The 15,494-nt window shown below is 74.8% G+C and carries 14 protein-coding genes and 1 pseudogene; 11 read left to right on the top strand and 4 right to left on the bottom strand.

All coding sequences use genetic code 11. From position 1 onward, the window contains the following. Positions 1 to 144 precede the first annotated feature (144 nt). The 3 genes from ACFV2S_RS16340 to ACFV2S_RS16330 all read left to right on the top strand — a co-directional run bounded on the left by ACFV2S_RS16340 (position 145) and on the right by ACFV2S_RS16330 (position 2,329). Positions 145 to 1,353, top strand: coding sequence for a serine hydrolase domain-containing protein (locus tag ACFV2S_RS16340; protein ID WP_385558764.1), 1,209 nt, complete (start codon positions 145 to 147; stop codon positions 1,351 to 1,353). Between the two features lie 108 nt (positions 1,354 to 1,461). Continuing rightward, positions 1,462 to 1,872, top strand: a complete 411-nt coding sequence (locus ACFV2S_RS16335; RefSeq protein ID WP_385558761.1) for an STAS domain-containing protein — start codon at positions 1,462 to 1,464, stop codon at positions 1,870 to 1,872. Continuing rightward, entirely contained in the window at positions 1,865 to 2,329 is a 465-nt protein-coding gene (locus ACFV2S_RS16330) for an ATP-binding protein (RefSeq protein WP_385558758.1), read from the top strand. The genes ACFV2S_RS16335 and ACFV2S_RS16330 overlap by 8 nt, the downstream gene beginning before the upstream one ends. A 34-nt stretch (positions 2,330 to 2,363) precedes the next feature. On the opposite strand, the gene ACFV2S_RS16325 is transcribed toward ACFV2S_RS16330, so the two are convergent. From ACFV2S_RS16325 to ACFV2S_RS16315, 3 genes are all read right to left on the bottom strand, one after another. Continuing rightward, positions 2,364 to 2,972, bottom strand: a complete 609-nt coding sequence (locus ACFV2S_RS16325) for a hypothetical protein (RefSeq protein ID WP_385558755.1) — start codon at positions 2,970 to 2,972, stop codon at positions 2,364 to 2,366. Positions 2,973 to 3,191: 219 nt separating this feature from the next. Further along, positions 3,192 to 4,547 (bottom strand): carboxyl transferase domain-containing protein, encoded by a 1,356-nt coding sequence (locus ACFV2S_RS16320; RefSeq protein WP_385558752.1) that lies wholly within the window; start codon positions 4,545 to 4,547, stop codon positions 3,192 to 3,194. A gap of 112 nt (positions 4,548 to 4,659) precedes the next feature. Continuing rightward, positions 4,660 to 5,118, bottom strand: coding sequence for a Crp/Fnr family transcriptional regulator (locus ACFV2S_RS16315; RefSeq protein WP_385558748.1), 459 nt, complete (start codon positions 5,116 to 5,118; stop codon positions 4,660 to 4,662). Positions 5,119 to 5,375: 257 nt separating this feature from the next. Here ACFV2S_RS16315 and ACFV2S_RS16310 point away from each other — a divergent pair, with 257 nt between their 5' ends. The 5 genes from ACFV2S_RS16310 (at position 5,376) to ACFV2S_RS16290 (ending at position 10,277) form a co-directional block, all read left to right on the top strand. After that, on the top strand, positions 5,376 to 6,131 hold the full coding sequence (locus tag ACFV2S_RS16310) for an amino acid ABC transporter ATP-binding protein (protein ID WP_383787084.1): 756 nt from the start codon (positions 5,376 to 5,378) through the stop codon (positions 6,129 to 6,131). Positions 6,132 to 6,206: 75 nt separating this feature from the next. After that, positions 6,207 to 7,052 (top strand): glutamate ABC transporter substrate-binding protein, encoded by an 846-nt coding sequence (locus tag ACFV2S_RS16305; RefSeq protein WP_385558745.1) that lies wholly within the window; start codon positions 6,207 to 6,209, stop codon positions 7,050 to 7,052. Between the two features lie 10 nt (positions 7,053 to 7,062). After that, positions 7,063 to 7,728 (top strand): amino acid ABC transporter permease, encoded by a 666-nt coding sequence (locus ACFV2S_RS16300; protein ID WP_385558742.1) that lies wholly within the window; start codon positions 7,063 to 7,065, stop codon positions 7,726 to 7,728. After that, a complete protein-coding gene (locus ACFV2S_RS16295) occupies positions 7,725 to 8,615 on the top strand; it encodes an amino acid ABC transporter permease (protein WP_385558739.1) in 891 nt (296 codons plus the stop codon). The genes ACFV2S_RS16300 and ACFV2S_RS16295 overlap by 4 nt, the downstream gene beginning before the upstream one ends. A 72-nt stretch (positions 8,616 to 8,687) precedes the next feature. After that, on the top strand, positions 8,688 to 10,277 hold the full coding sequence (locus ACFV2S_RS16290) for a molybdopterin-dependent oxidoreductase (RefSeq protein WP_385558736.1): 1,590 nt from the start codon (positions 8,688 to 8,690) through the stop codon (positions 10,275 to 10,277). A 16-nt stretch (positions 10,278 to 10,293) separates the two neighbouring features. Here the strand turns inward: ACFV2S_RS16290 and ACFV2S_RS16285 are convergent. Then, positions 10,294 to 10,905: pseudogene (locus ACFV2S_RS16285) on the bottom strand (sterol carrier protein domain-containing protein); the annotation flags it as partial. Between the two features lie 192 nt (positions 10,906 to 11,097). On the opposite strand from ACFV2S_RS16285, the gene ACFV2S_RS16280 reads away from it, so the two are divergent. The 3 genes from ACFV2S_RS16280 to nadE all read left to right on the top strand — a co-directional run bounded on the left by ACFV2S_RS16280 (position 11,098) and on the right by nadE (position 15,362). Next, positions 11,098 to 13,209, top strand: a complete 2,112-nt coding sequence (locus ACFV2S_RS16280; protein WP_385558733.1) for an ATP-binding protein — start codon at positions 11,098 to 11,100, stop codon at positions 13,207 to 13,209. A gap of 66 nt (positions 13,210 to 13,275) precedes the next feature. Then, complete coding sequence (locus ACFV2S_RS16275; RefSeq protein WP_385558730.1) at positions 13,276 to 14,427, top strand: sulfite oxidase; 1,152 nt, start codon at positions 13,276 to 13,278, stop codon at positions 14,425 to 14,427. 104 nt (positions 14,428 to 14,531) lie between these two features. Then, positions 14,532 to 15,362, top strand: a complete 831-nt coding sequence (gene nadE / locus ACFV2S_RS16270) for an ammonia-dependent NAD(+) synthetase (protein WP_385558727.1) — start codon at positions 14,532 to 14,534, stop codon at positions 15,360 to 15,362. Positions 15,363 to 15,494 lie beyond the last annotated feature (132 nt).

Genomic DNA, 15,494 nt, shown 5'->3' with positions numbered 1-15,494 from the left:
CCGGCTTCCCGCGTGGTCCCGTACGCGTGGCCCCGTACGGGTGGACTCGCCGGACGGGCGCCGGGGCGGAACGTCGCCGTGCCGGCCCCCGGTGGTGATGTGGCCGTCCCGAAGCTCTCCTGATCCGGAAGAGGCGCCCCCCACATGAGACGCACCCCCTCCCGCCGGCTGTTCGCCGCGACGCTGCTCGTGGCGTCCGTGCTGGCCCCGATGACGGCGACGCCCGCCGCCGCAGTCCACGCCGTGAGCGCCGTCGGCGCCGACCGGCACGGCGAGGACGACTGCCCGCCGGGCGGGCTCGGGCCCGAGCTCACCGCCCGGCTCGACCGGGCGATCGAGGACGTCCGCGCGCAGGCCGGCATCCCCGGCGTCGCCGTCGGCCTCTGGATGCCGGGGCGGGGCAGCTACGTCCGCGCGACCGGGGTCGCCGACCGGGCCACCGGCCGGCCGATGTCCACCGACGGCTACGTCCGCATCGGCAGCGAGACGAAGACCTTCACCGTCACCGCGCTCCTGAAGCTCGTCGACGACCACCGGATCGGCCTCGACGACCCCATCTCCCGCTACGTCCACGGCGTGCCGAACGGCCACCGGATCACCCTGCGCCACCTCGCCGAGATGCGCAGCGGCCTCTTCCCGTACACGTCCGACCCGGACTTCGTCCACGACCTGCTCAGCGACCCGCAGCGCTCCTTCACCCCGGAGGAGTCGCTCGCGTACGGCTTCAAGCACAAGAACACGTTCAGGCCGGGCGCCAGGTTCGAGTACTCGAACTCCAACCTGGTCCTCCTCGGCCTGGTGGTCGAGAAGGTGACCGGGCAGCCGCTCGCCGGCTTCCTCCGCAACCGGGTGCTCCGGCCGGCCCAGCTGCGCCACACGCTCCTGCCGAGCGGAACCGAGTTCCCCGAGCCCCACCCCCGGGGCTACACGAACCAGACCCTCGGCGGCGCGGTCGCCGACAGCACGGACTGGAATCCCAGCTGGGCCTGGGCGGCCGGAGCGATGATCTCCGACCTGCACGACCTGCGCCGCTGGGCGAAGATCCTCGCGACGGGGGAGCTGCTCCGCCCCGGGACGCAGGAGCAGCGCCTGAAGACCCTCCCCACGGGGGTCCCGGGGCTGAGCTACGGCCTCGGCATCTTCGACGCGAACGGCTGGATCGGGCACAACGGCTCGATCCCGGGGTACGAGACGGTGACGGTGTACCTGCCGGAGCGGGACGCCACGCTCGTCATCATGATCAACACGGACATCACCAGCCAGGGCCAGGAGCCGTCGACGCTGCTCGCCCGGGCGATCACGGCGATCGTGACACCGGACCACGTCTACGACGGCGCGGTCCAGCCCCGCTAGCGGGCGGTCCCTCCGCCGGGCCGTCCCGCCCCGCGGAGGTCATGTGCGGCCACCTGTCCGAAACTGGGTAGGGGAGAGACGTCGCCGAACGGTACGAGGAGGTGGGTGGTGTCCACGGACGCCGACGAGGGCGGCGAGGAGCGGTTCGCCGTCAGGGTCCCGGCCGCGGCCGGAACGTCCGACGACGTGGTGGTCCTCGCCCTGCGCGGGGAGCTCGACCACGACACGGTCGGACCGCTGAGCACGGCGCTCGACGCCCACCCCCGGGCCCGGCGGGTCGTCGTCGACTGCTCGGGCCTGACCTTCTGCGACTCGACCGGCCTGAACGAACTCCTGCGGGCGCGGCTGCGGCTGCGGGAGACCGGAGGGCGCCTGGACCTCGCCGGAATCCGCCCGCCGGTGGACCGGATGTTCGAGATCACCGGGGCGGAGCGGGTCTTCCGCGTGTACGGGGACCTGGCCGCGGCGCTCGCCGACGAGCAGGCCGCCCCGGGGGACGGCGAGGAGGCCCGTGGCTGACGGCGCGGCCGGGCCGCCCCCGGAGCAGGTCCGCAGGCTCGTGCTGCACGGGTCGCGCGGGGTCGTCTCGCGCTGCCGGGACTTCACGGCACGGGCGCTGGCCGACTGGGGCTGGACCCCGGCGGACGGCGAGGAGGCGGAGCAACGGGTCGAGGACGTCCTGCTGCTGGTGTCGGAGGTCGTCACCAACGCGTGCCTGCACGCGGGAGGCCCCGAGGAACTGGTCCTGAGGCACGGGGACGGCCGGCTGCGCGTGGAGGTGTCCGACGCCAGCCCGGAGCACCCGCACGCGCGGGTCCCCCGGTCGCCGGCCCTGCCCGGCGGGCACGGCCTGATGGTGCTGAACCGTCTCGCCGGAGCCTGGGGCAGCCAGGACAAGGCGCCGGGGGCTGTGGGCAAGGTGGTGTGGCTGGAGGTCGGCGCGCCACCGGGACGGGACGGGGGCCGCGCGGACTGACGTGGTCCGGGCGCCCGTGCGGGCGAGCCCGGCGTCAGCGGGCGCCGTCCCCGGCCTCGGCGCGCAGGGCCCGTGCCACCCGCTCCTCGACGACGCGGGCGAGGGCCCAGCAGAGCGCGCCGTCGAGCCGCTTGTACGTGTCCTCGGGACGCGCCTCCACGACGACGGCCGTCTCCTCCGGTCCGGTCGTGACGCGGACCCGGACGAGGACCGCCGTGTCCGACGGTCCGCGCAGGGTCAGGTCCAGGACGCCGTGCCCGAACGCGGTGACCTCGCGCACCCGCAGGACGGGGTCGTTCTCGACCTCGTACCGCACGCTGTCCGTCAGCTGGTGGGCGGTCCTGCCCGCCACGGCCGGCATCCGCACCTCGCGGACGGCGGGCAGGGCCACGGCGTCGGCGCTCAGCGTGAAACCGTACCGGTGAGCCGTGCGGGCGGCGCCCAGCACGGTGGTGACGGTCAGTACGGCGGCGAAGGCGAGGGCGACCACCGCACCCACCGCCACGGCCTCCGGAGCGGCCCCGCTCCACGGCGCGCCGTCGCCGAGGACCAGCGCGGCGGTCACGGCCGCCGCGCACACCACGCCGACCGCCAGCGCGGTCGGGGCCAGTCGGCGGACGACCGCCAGGCAGTAGCCGAGCATCGCTCTCGTTCCTCTCACGGGCGGTCCGGCCACACGGCGGACGGCTCTGCCGCCCCGGGCTCCGGCCGCCGTCGCCCCGGTGGTGAACCGGTGTCGTGATCCGCCCGTCCGCCCGTCCGCACGCGTCGGACGCCCGAAGCCGCGGAACACACGGTTGTCGATTTTCATGATGATCCTACGCGCCGCCGTGCCCCCCGGTGCGGGCACCGGAGCCGTCCGTCAGCGGTCCCTCGGGTCCGCCCGGTCCACCACTCCCCGCACCACCCCCAGGGCCACCAGGTCCTCGGGCCGCAGACGGAGCCGGTCCGCCGTGGCCGGCGCGTCCTCGGGAGGGCGCTTCAGGATCGCGGTGGCCAGTTCGGGGGCGATGACGGAGAAGTAACTGTCCGGTGTGGCCCAGGTGTTGCCCGGAGCAGCCAGGGCCAGGGCGCCGCCCGAACCGCCCTCGCCGACGAGCAGCGACGTCAGGGGCGTGCGGGCGGAGGCGACCGCCGCGAAGAGATCGGCGATCGCGGTCCCCGCGCCCGCGCGCTCCGCCTCCGGGTCGTTCGCGGCCCCCGGGGTGTCGACGAGGGTCAGCACCGGGATCCCGAGGCGGCCGGCGAGCCGCACCAGCCGGGCCGCCGTGCGGAAGCCGGCCGGACGGGTCGCGGTGCCGCACTGCGCCGCGTAGGCGACGGTGCGCCCGTCCGGGAGCCGGCCGAAGCCGCACCGCACGCCCGGGTCGACGCCCCCGCAGCGGTCGCCCGAGATCTCCTCGCGTAGCGTGAAGTGGGCGTCGAGGTACGCGGCGGCCCGGGGCCGGTCCGGGTGCCGGGCGCGCGCCACGGCCTCCCGCCCGCTCGGAGCGGGCGGCGCCCCCGCGTCGCCGAGCGCGTGCGGCGGCGGCACCGGGCCCTCGGCGGGGCGGGCCAGCAGCGAGAGCCACCGCCCGAGGGTCCCGCGCAGCTCGGAGGGCGGCACGATCGCGTCGATGTGACCGTGGGCGAACTGCGCCTCGGCCGTGTACGCGGCGGGGTCCGCGTCCGGCGGCCGCACCCGGGAGCCGGCGAAGCCGACCTGGGCACCGGGCAGGGCGAGCACGACGTCGGACCCGGCGCCGAGGGTGGCCCAGCCGCCGCCCGTCGTCGGATCCCGCAGGACCGCGACCTGAGGCAGTCCGGCGGCCCGGGTGAGCTCCGACTCGCGCGCCAGGAGCTGGAGTTGGAGGAGGGCGCGCATGCCCTCGTGCATCCGGCTGCCCCCCGTGGCCGGCAGGACGACCACGGGCAGCCGGCGCTCCCGCGCCAGGGCGTGGGCGGCGGAGGCCCGCGCGCCGGTCCGCTCCCCGAGGGACCCGCCGAGGAACCGGAACTCGAAGGAGACCAGCACCGCCGTCACCCCGCCCACCACGGCCGTGCCGCAGACCACCGACTCGGTCTCGCCCGCACGCGCGGCGGCCCGCGCGTGCGCGGCCGAGTAGCCGGGCCACCCGATCGGCCCGTCGTCCGGCAAGGGCCCCTCGTCGAAGCGGAGTTCGGTGAAGTCGTCGGTGACGAGGGCGATCGCCTCGCGTGCCGTCCTCGGGTCGCTCATGCGGGCCTCACCGCTCCTCGCCGGAGTGCGCGTACGGGGTCTCGTACGGGGGTGCGCGGTGCGCCCTGCCCACCGTACCGCCGCCCGGGGCCCGTACCGCGGGGGGGGGGGGTCAGGCCATGATGCCGCTCCCGTGCGGCGCGTACAGGTCGAGGAGACGGACCCGGGTCACATGGAGACGGTGGGCGAGGATCGACCCCACCCAGAACACGACCGCGGCGCCGAACTCCGTGTCCGAGTGGCACATCGACCGGACGGCGTGGGCGTCGAACTCGTACGCCCGCACCGGCGTCATGGCCTCGGCCCCCGACTGGCACAGGTACGGCGGGAAGAGCCAGGACAGCCCGACCAGTTCCCCGTGGCGCAGGGTCTCGATCACGGGCGACCCCCGGCCCGGCACCTTCGCGTCGAGGGTCACCGCGCCCGTCTTGACGATCCAGAACCGGTCGGCGTGCTGCTGCTCCTCGAACAGACGGTGGCCGGACTCGAAGTACACGTCCTCGGCGAAGGCCATCAGACGTTCCCGGTGCTCCGGCGGCAACGTGCTGACCTTGGGCGCGACTCTGCTCATGGCGGACCCTCCTCGCACACTCGGCTCCCACCCCCAGTGTGGGCCCGGCCGCCCCCGCGCGCAGGGTCCGGGTCGCCGACCGGGTGCCGGCGCGCGCGGAGCCCGCCCGGCGCGCACCCTCCGTGCACCCTGCGCACCCTCCGCACGCGCCGCTCACCCTCCGTACACCCCGCCTCCGGAGTGCGCGCGCCGGGCCGAGGGCGGAGCATGAACCTGAGGAGGGAGCGGCAAGCGGGGGCGTGACCCTGGAGGGTGCCATGCCCGTCCCGGACGGTGGCGACGCACTCGTCGTCCTGCGCGGGGTCGACAAGCACTTCGGCCCCCTCCACGTCCTCCGGTCCATCGACCTCACGGTCCACCGCGGCGAGGTCGTCGTCGTCATCGGGCCGTCGGGCTCGGGGAAGTCGACGCTGTGCCGGGCGATCAACCGCCTGGAGACCATCGACGCGGGCGACATCGTCGTCGACGGGCGGCCGCTGCCCGCAGAGGGACGTGAGCTGGCGGCCCTGCGGGCCGACGTGGGCATGGTCTTCCAGTCCTTCAACCTCTTCGCCCACAAGACCGTGCTCGGCAACGTGACCCTCGGGCAGATCAAGGTCCGCAAGAAGGAGCGGAAGGAGGCCGAGGAGCGGGCCCGCGCCCTCCTCGACCGGGTCGGGGTCGCCTCCCAGGCCGACAAGTACCCCGCCCAGCTCTCCGGGGGACAGCAGCAGCGGGTGGCGATCGCCCGCGCCCTCGCGATGGATCCGAAGGTGATGCTCTTCGACGAGCCGACCTCTGCGCTGGACCCCGAGATGATCAACGAGGTCCTGGAGGTCATGCGGCAACTGGCCAGGGACGGCATGACGATGGTGGTCGTGACCCACGAGATGGGCTTCGCGCGCTCCGCCGCGAACCGCGTCGTCTTCATGGCCGACGGGAAGATCGTCGAGGAGACGACCCCGGACGAGTTCTTCGGCAACCCGCGCAGCGAGCGCGCCAAGGACTTCCTCTCCAAGATCCTCCACCACTGACCCGCCCGAGACCGCACCACCGGGCCCGCGGCCGCCCCCCGGTCGCCCGAACCGCAGCCCCCAGGGGTGATCCGCATGAACCCGCTCAGCACCCACAGGGCCGCCGTCGCCGTCGCGGCGGCCGTCGTCCTCTCCTTCACCTCCGCCGGCCTCGCGCACGGCGCGGCCGGCGCGGTCCACCGCGACGACAACGGCAAGATCACCGTCGGCATCAAGTTCGATCAGCCCGGCATCGGCCTGAAGACCCCCGACGGCACCTATACGGGCTTCGACGTGGACGTGGCGAAGTACGTCGCCAAGCAGCTCGGCCACGACCCGTCCGACATCGTGTGGAAGGAGGCGAAGAGCGCCGACCGCGAGACGCTGCTCCAGCGCGGGGACGTGGACTTCATCGCCGCCTCGTACTCGATCACCCCCAAGCGGGCCGAGAAGGTCGACTTCGCGGGCCCGTACCTCCTCGCGCACCAGGACGTCCTGATCCGGGCCGACGACGACTCCATCAAGAAGCCGTCGGACCTCAACAACAAGAAGCTCTGCTCGGTCACCGGCTCCACCTCCGCGCAGAACGTCAAGGACAAGATCGCCCCCGACGCCCAGCTCCAGGAGTACGGCGGCTACTCCGAGTGCCTGACCGGCCTGGAGAACGGGGTCATCGACGCCGTCACCACCGACGACTCGATCCTCGCCGGATACGCCGCGCAGCCCGAGTTCAAGGGGAAGTTCAAGCTCGGCGGCTTCAAGATGAGCAACGAGAACTACGGCATCGGCGTCCAGAAGGGCAGCGACCTCAAGGCCAAGATCAACACGGCCCTGGAGAAGATGGTCGCCGACGGTTCCTGGCAGGCCGCGGTCACGAAGAACTTCGGCCCCGCCGGCTACAAGAACGAGCCCGCCCCGAAGATCGGCGTCGTCGTCCAGTGAGCAGGCCGCCGTGTTCGACTTCCTCCAGGGGTACGACCTGCTCGGAGCCTTCTGGGTGACGGTGCAGCTCACCGTCTACTCCGCGATCGGCTCCCTCGTCTGGGGGACGCTGCTGGCCGCGATGCGCGTCAGCCCCGTCCCCCTCATGCGGGGCTTCGGCACCGTCTACGTCAACATCGTCCGCAACATCCCCCTCACCGTCATCATCGTCTTCACCTCGCTCGGCCTCTTCCAGACCCTCGGAGTCACCCTCGGCGCCGACCGGTTCACCACCATCAACTTCCGGCTCGCGCTCCTCGGACTCACCGCCTACACCAGCGCCTTCGTCTGCGAGGCCCTCCGCTCCGGCATCAACACCGTCCCCCTCGGACAGGTCGAGGCCGCCCGCGCCATCGGCCTCGGCTTCCCCCAGATCCTCCGCCTGATCGTGCTCCCGCAGGCCTTCCGCTCGGTCGTCGGCCCCCTCGCCAACGTCCTCATCGCCCTCACCAAGAACACCACCGTGGCCGCCGCCATCGGCGTCGCCGAAGCGGCCCTGCTGATGCGGGAGATGATCGAGAACGAGGCCCAGCTCCTGCTCATCTCCGCGATCTTCGCGGTCGGCTTCCTCTGCCTCACCCTGCCCACCGGCCTCTTCCTCGGCTGGGTGGCCAAGAAGGTCGCGGTGAAGCGGTGAAGGACTCACCCACCGTCCTCTACGACGCCCCCGGGCCGCGCGCCCGGCGGCGCAACCTGCTCTGGACCCTGCTCTTCCTGATCGGCCTCGCCGCCGTCGTGTGGTGGGTCGTGGCGAGCCTCGCCGACAAGAACCAGCTCGCCTGGGACAAGTGGGCGCCCTTCTTCACCGACCCCCGGGTCTGGGAGACGTACCTCCTGCCCGCCCTGAAGAACACCGTGATCGCCGCCGCGCTCTCCATGGTCATCGCCCTGCCCCTGGGCGCGCTCCTCGGCATCCTCAGGCTCTCCGACCACCGCGCCGTCCGCGGCGCGGCCGGGACCGTCGTCGAGTTCTTCCGGGCCATCCCCGTCCTGATCCTGATGCTCTTCGCGAACGCCGCCTACTCCCAGTTCACCGACATCAGCCCCGACGTCCGGCCCCTGTACGCCGTCGTCACCGGCCTCGTCCTCTACAACGCCTCCGTGCTCGCCGAGGTCGTCCGCGCCGGCATCCTCGCCCTCCCCGCGGGCCAGACCGACGCGGCCCTGGCCATCGGGATGCGCAAGGGCCAGACGATGGCGTACGTCCTCCTGCCGCAGGCCGTCACCGCCATGCTCCCCGCCCTCGTCAGCCAGCTCGTCGTCATCGTCAAGGACACCGCCCTCGGCGGCGCCATGCTCGGCTTCTCCGAACTCCTCGCCTCCGTCCGCCCGATGAGCGCCAACTACGGCGCCAACACGATCGCCTGCTTCACCGTCGTCGCCGTCCTGTTCGTCGTCCTGAACTTCGCCCTCACCAGCTTCGCCTCGTGGCTCGAACGCAGGCTCCGCCGAGGCAGGAGGACCACCGGGGCGGTCGTCGGCGCACGGGCCGTGGACGACCTGGCGACGCCGGGCGACCCGTAGCGGCCCTCCCCGGCATCGCCCACCCGGGTGAACACACCCAACCGGGCGCCCCGGCGTGCCGAAACTCCCCCCATGAACGCCATCAGGACCGCGCCCGGGCCACACCCCGCACCCACCCGCACCGACCGACTCCTCGCCGCGCTCGGCGGCCTCGTCTCGGCCTGTGTCTCCCTGGCCGTCGCGGACCTCGCCTCCTTCTGGGTGCGCCCCGAGGCCGGCCCCGTCGTCGCCGTCGGAGGCACCGTCGTCGACCGGACCCCCGCGGCCCTCAAGGAAGGGGCGATCCGCGCCTTCGGCGAGAACGACAAGACGGTCCTCCAGCTCGGCATCCTGCTCCTCCTCGCCGTCCTCGCCCTCGGCGTCGGGCTGCTCGCGCTCCGCCACCGCGCGCTCGGCGCGGCGGCCGTCGCCGCCTTCGGCGTCCTCGGAGCCGTCGCCGCCGTCACCCGCCCCGACTCCGACTCGGCCCTGGACGCCGTGCCCTCCCTCGTCGGCGGCGCCGCCGGAGCCCTCCTGCTGTACGTCCTGACCGGCCGGCTCCTCACACCGGTGCCCGGCACCGCGCGGGCGGACCGGCGCGGCTTCCTGATCGTCGCCGCCTCCACCGGGCTCGCCGCGACCGGGGCCGCCGCCATCGCCCGCGCCATCGGCAGTCCCGTACAGGAGAACGCCGTCGCCTCCCGTGAGGCCCTGCGCCTGCCCCGGCCCGCCTCCCCCGCCCCGGCCGTGCCCGCCGGAGCACAGCTCCCCGTCCCCGGCATCAGCCCCTTCGTCACCCCGAACCGCGACTTCTACCGGGTCGACACCGCGCTCGTCGTCCCCAGGGTCGACGCCGACCACTGGCGGCTGCGCATCCACGGCAGCGGCGTCCGCGAGGAACGCACCGTCACCCTGCGCGAGCTCATGGCCCGCCCCGTGGTGGAGCGGGACATCACCCTGTGCTGCGTCTCCAACCCGGTCGGCGGCCCCTACGTCGGCAACGCCCGCTGGCTCGGCGTCCGCCTCGCCGACCTCCTCCGCGAGGCAGGCGTCCGGCCGCCCTCCGCGGGCGGCCCCGCAGACCAGCTGGTCGCCCGCTCCGTCGACGGCATGACCATCGGCACCCCCGTCGAAACCGTCATGGACGGCCGCGACGCCCTCCTCGTCTTCGGGATGAACGGCGAACCCCTGCCCTTCACCCACGGATTCCCCGTCCGCATGATCGTCCCCGGCCTGTACGGCTACGTCTCCGCCTGCAAGTGGATCGAGTCGATCGAACTCACCACCTTCGACGCCTACGACGCCTACTGGGTCCCGCGCGGCTGGGCGGCCCAGGCACCCGTCAAGACCCAGTCCCGCATCGACACCCCGCGCCCCTTCGCCCGCCCCGCCGCCGGGACCGTCATGGTCGCCGGGGTCGCCTGGGCCCAGCACCGCGGCATCCGCCGGGTCCAGGTACGGATCGACGACGGCCCCTGGCAGGACGCCCGGCTCGCCGCCGAGGACAGCGCCGACACCTGGCGCCAGTGGGTCCACCCCTGGGCCGCCACCCCCGGCCGCCACACCCTCACCGTCCGCGCCACCGACGGCACGGGCGCCACCCAGCCGGAGGAGCGCACCGACACCATGCCCGACGGGGCCCAGGGGTGGTACTCCGTGGACGTGACGGTCGAAGGACCGTGAAGCCGCCCCGCCGCGGTCAGAACCAGTGCAGGCAGTGCGGGTCCCGCTCGCCCCGGAAGAGGGCGTCGGCGCGCGCGGCCGCGTCCGGCCGGTGCGCCGTCACGTGCCCGGCCCGCACCAGGGTGCTCGGGGCGGTGCCGCCCAGGTACACCGCACCCAGGTCCCGCACGTCCAGGGACAGGTCCGGCTCCCGGTCCGTCGGGACGCACTCGGCCCTGCCGTCCCGGACGGTCAGCAGATGGCGGCCGTGCTCGCCGAGGAACGGATCCTCGACGTCGAGGACGAGCTCACCGTCCGCGAACCAGCCGCGCGCGGTCAGCGCCCCCGGCACGTCCAGCAGCCGCACCCACAGCCAGTCGGTGTCGCCGCCCACCTCGCCCGCGCGGAAGTCCGCGAGCTGCCAGCGCAGCGGGTGCCCGGGCGGCACGTGCTTGAACACGACCGTGCCGACCGGATCGTGCCCGAGCACGAACCGGGCCAGGGCCGTGAAGGCGGCGTCGTCGACGGCGACGGTCTCGTCGACGGTCAGGGTGCCGCTCTCCACCGAGTAGCTCGCGTATCCGTCCGGGACGCCGTCGGCGTCCCGGTGCACGGCGACGTGGCGCGGCGCCGAGGAGACCGGCGGCTGTCGGTCCTGGTCGGTCGTGGAACGGATCTCCATCGGTGCGTCTGCCTCCCGAACACCGGCACCACCCGCCGCGGTGCCCCGCACAGTGCAGCCCCGTCCCGCGGCCCGGTCAAACGAATTGCCGCAGGTCGCGGCGGAGCGCGGTCCGCCCACGCGTAACGAACCGGTTCCACCGGTCCGTTCGGGACGCGCATGAGGGACACTGCTCCCGTGCGTGGACATCTGCCGGACGAGAACCCCGGTTTCGTGGGACGCCGCACGGAACTGGAGCGCGTCTCCGCCGCGTTGGCGGAGCGGCGCCTCGTCACCGTGACCGGCGTCGGGGGAGTCGGCAAGACCCGGCTCGCGCTGCGCGCCGCGCACCACGCCGCCGACGGCTTCCCGGACGGCGCCTGGTGGACCGACCTCGACCAGCTCGACGGCGAGCGGCTCCTCGTCCCGCTCGTCGCCGACTCCGTCGACCTCGCCGACCACACCCCCGGCGCGGCCACCACCGGACTCCGCCGCCGGCTGGCCGACGACCGCCTGCTGCTCGTCCTCGACTCCTGCGAACACCTCGCCGAGCCGTGCGCGCGACTCGTCACCGAACTCCTCGCCGCCGCCCCCGGACTCACCGTCCTCGCCACCAGCCGCCGCCCCCTCGGCGTCGCGGGCGAGCACGTCGTCCCCCTCGACCCGCTGCCGCCCGCCGGCGGCGACGCCCTGCAGCTGCTGCGCGGCGCCGCCGGACAGGACTTCCCGGCCGCCGGACCCGCCGGCGAGATCTGCGTACGTCTGGAGGGCATCCCGCTGGCCCTGGAGCTCGCCGCCGCACAGATCCGCCTCCAGGGCGCCGAAGCCGTCCGCGACCAGCTCGGCACCCGCCTCGACGCCCCGCCGGAGGCCCGCTTCGACCTGCTCGCCCACACCGAGCGGGTCTGGCCGAGCCGCCACCAGACCCTGCGGGCCGCCATCGGCTGGAGCCACGAGCTGAGCACGCCCCTCGAACGCCTCCTCTGGGCCCGGCTCTCCGTCTTCCGCGGCCCCTTCGACCTCTCCTCCGCGCTGGCCGTGTGCACGGGCGGTCCGCTGGACCGCGCGACCCTGCCCGCCGCCCTCGACGGACTCGTCCGCTCCTCCGTCGTCCGCCCGCCCGACGCCGGCGGCAGACTCCGCATGCTCGACACCATCCGCGAGTACGGCGCGACCTGGCTGGACCGGACCGGCGAGACCGGAACGGTCGCCGACCGCCACGCCACGCACTTCCGCGGCCTGGCCCGCCGGGCGGAGACCGAGTGGCACGGCGCCCGCCAGCTCCGCTGGTACCGGACCGTCGACGCCCACCACACCGACCTGCGCACCGCCCTGGACCGGCTGCTGCGCACCGACCCCGACGCCGCCCTCGACCTCATCGGCTCCGTCGCCTTCGCCTGGTCCTGCCGCGGCCGGCTCCGCGAGGCCCGCGACGGCCTCGAACAGGCCCTGGTCCTCGGCGAGGCCCGCGGCCGCGTCCGGGCCCGCGCCCTGTGGGCCCTCGGCGTCACCCTGGTCCTCCAGGGCGAGTTCGGCCCCGCCCAGGAGGTGAGCGAACGCTGCGCCCGCGAAGCCCGGAACACCGAGTACACCGAGTACGCCGAGCGGGACGAGGCCCCGCGCGGCGGCCGGGACCGCCCCGGCGAGCTCACCCTCGACGCCGCCGCCCTCGCCGGACTCCTCGCCCTGACCACCGGCCGGCCGATGTCCGCGTACGTCGTCGTCGGCCACGTCCTCGACGCCGCGCGGGGCGGCCCCGCCGACTCCGCCGCGAGGCTCCGCTGCCACCTGGTCCGCGTTTTCGCCCTCACCGGTCTCGGCCGGCTCGCCGAGGCCCGGCAGGGGGCGCTCCGCCTGCGCGCCCTGTGCCAGGAGCTCGACGAACACTGGACGCGGACCGCCCTCGAATACCAGCTCGCGCTCACCGGCCTCCTGGAAGGAGACCCCCTGGCCGCCGCCGGCCACGCCCGCGCCATGCTCGAAGGCACCCGCGGCCTCGGCGCGAGCCTCGGCGTCGCCCTGGGCCTCGACGTCCTGGCCACCGCCCTCGCGGCGGCCGGGGACGGCGAACGCGCGGCGGACGTGAGCGGCACGGGCGAGGCGTACTGGCGCGCCACGGGCCAGCCCCGGCGCGGACTGCCCGGGCTCCGGGCCCTGCACGAGAAGTACACGGACACCGCCCGCGCGACGATAGGCGAACCGGCCTACGAGGAGATCTTCGTCCGCGCCCTCACGGGCCTGCCCCAGGACGGCCTCGCCCGAGCCCTGGAGGGCCCCGGCACACAGGCGTGAGCCCTGGCCCCGCCCCCGGACCCCGCCGAGGTGCCCCGGCCCCGGCCCGGGCGGACGATGGAGGGTATGGACGGATCCCGGCGCGGGCCGGGTGACATCAGCGCACCGGGACGCGTGGCCGAGGACGGCGAGGGGATCAGCGCGCACGAGCTCGCCCTCGCCGCGCGCAACCACGGCCTCCCCCTGGAGGCCCTGCGGTACGACGTCACCCCGCCCGGACTCCACTACCTCCTCGTGCACTACGACATCCCCGCCACGGACCCGGACCGCTGGCGGCTCGCCGTCCACGGCCGGGTCCTGCGGCCCCTCGACCTGGACCTCGCGGCGCTCCGCGCCCGGCCCGCCGTGACCCGGCGGGTCACCCTGGAGTGCGCGGGCAACGGCCGGGCCCTGCTCAGCCCCCGCCCCGTCAGCCAGCCCTGGCTCGTCGAGGCCGTCGGGACCGCCGACTGGACCGGTGTCCCGCTGGCCGCCCTCCTCGCCGAGGCCGGCGTCGCCGAGGACGCGGCCGAGGCGGTGTTCACCGGCGCCGACCACGGCGTCGAGCGGGGCGTCGAGCAGGACTACCGCCGCAGCCTGCCGCTGACGACCGCCGCCGACCCCGCCCGGGACGTCCTCGTCGCGTACGCGATGAACGGCGCGCCCCTGCCGCCGCAGCACGGCAGCCCGCTCCGCCTCGTCGTCCCCGGCTGGTACGGCATGGCCCACGTGAAGTGGCTCCGGGACGTCACCGTCACCGCCACCCCGTACACCGGCTTCCAGCAGAGCGTCGCCTACCGGCTGCGCCGGACGGCGGACGAACCCGGGGAGCCGGTCACCCTCGTCGCACCCCGGGCCCTCATGGTGCCGCCCGGCTTCCCCGACTTCATGTCCCGCACCCGCGTCGTCCGCCCCGGGCCGGTCCCGCTCACCGGCCGCGCCTGGTCCGGGCACGGCCCGGTCACCCGCGTCGAGATCAGCGAGGACGGCGGCGCGGCCTGGACCGACGCCGTCCTCGACCGGGACCCCGCCCACCCGTGGGCCTGGTCCGCCTGGCACGCCACCTGGACGGCGACGCCCGGCCTGCGCCACCTGACCGTGCGGGCCACCGACGCCGCGGGGAACGTCCAGCCGCTCACCGGGCCGTGGAACCGCGGCGGCTTCGCCGCCAACCACGTCCAGCGGGTCGAGGTGCTCTGCGCCCCGGACGCGTCCGACGGCCGGCCGGGCGGCGCGTAGAGTCGACCCCGGCGCACCTCGTACGTCCCGGTGCGCCGCCGTGCACCCCGTACGTCCCGTACCCCTCGGTCCGCCGCCGACCGAACCCCGACGAGGAGAACTCCGTGACCGACCCGGCGTCCACCGCCCTCCAGCAGCAGATCGCCCGGGACCTCCAGGTCGCCGAGACCTTCGACCCGACGGCGGAGATCGAGCGCCGGGTGGCCTTCCTCACCGAGCGGCTCACCTCCACCGGCCTGCGGTCCCTGGTCCTCGGCATCAGCGGCGGCGTCGACTCCACCACCGCAGGACGGCTCTGCCAGCTCGCCGTGGAGCGGGCCCGCGCCGCCGGCCACGACGCCACCTTCTACGCGATGCGCCTGCCGTACGGCGTCCAGGCCGACGAGGGGGACGCGCAGACCGCCCTCGGCTTCATCCGCGCCGACCAGGTCCTCACCGTGGACGTCAAGGCGTCCAGCGACGCGGCCCTGGACGCCTGCCTCGCCGGCGGGGTGACCTTCCGCGACGCCCACCACCAGGACTTCGTCCAGGGCAACATCAAGGCACGGCAGCGCATGATCGCCCAGTACGCCGTCGCCGGCGCCCACGACGGTCTCGTGGTCGGCACCGACCACGCCGCCGAGGCCGTCTCCGGCTTCTTCACCAAGTTCGGCGACGGCGCCGCCGACGTCGTCCCGCTGACCGGCCTGACCAAGCGCCGCGTCCGCGCGATCGCCGACGAGCTGGGCGCCCCCGCCTCGCTGGTGTGGAAGGTCCCCACGGCCGACCTGGAGACCCTCGACCCGGGCAAGGCCGACGAGGACGCCCTCGGCGTCACCTACGACGACATCGACGACTTCCTGGAGGGGAAGCCGGTCGCCGAGGCCGCGTACGCCACGATCGTCCGCCGCTACGAGCTCACCGAGCACAAGCGGCAGCTGCCGATCGCTCCCTGAGCGGCACCGACCGCCTCCCGGAGGGGGGCGGGGGGCGCCCCCCCCCCCGCGGGCGGGGGGGGGGGGCGGGCGGGCGGGGGGGGGGGGGGGTGAAAAAAAAACACACCCCCCCACCCCCCCCACAAACCGGGG

Source organism: Streptomyces sp. NPDC059695 (assembly GCF_042733785.1).
Lineage (GTDB): Bacteria > Actinomycetota > Actinomycetes > Streptomycetales > Streptomycetaceae > Streptomyces.
The sequence above is the reverse complement of the archived record's forward strand: the minus strand, read 5'-3'. Positions and strand labels throughout refer to the sequence as shown.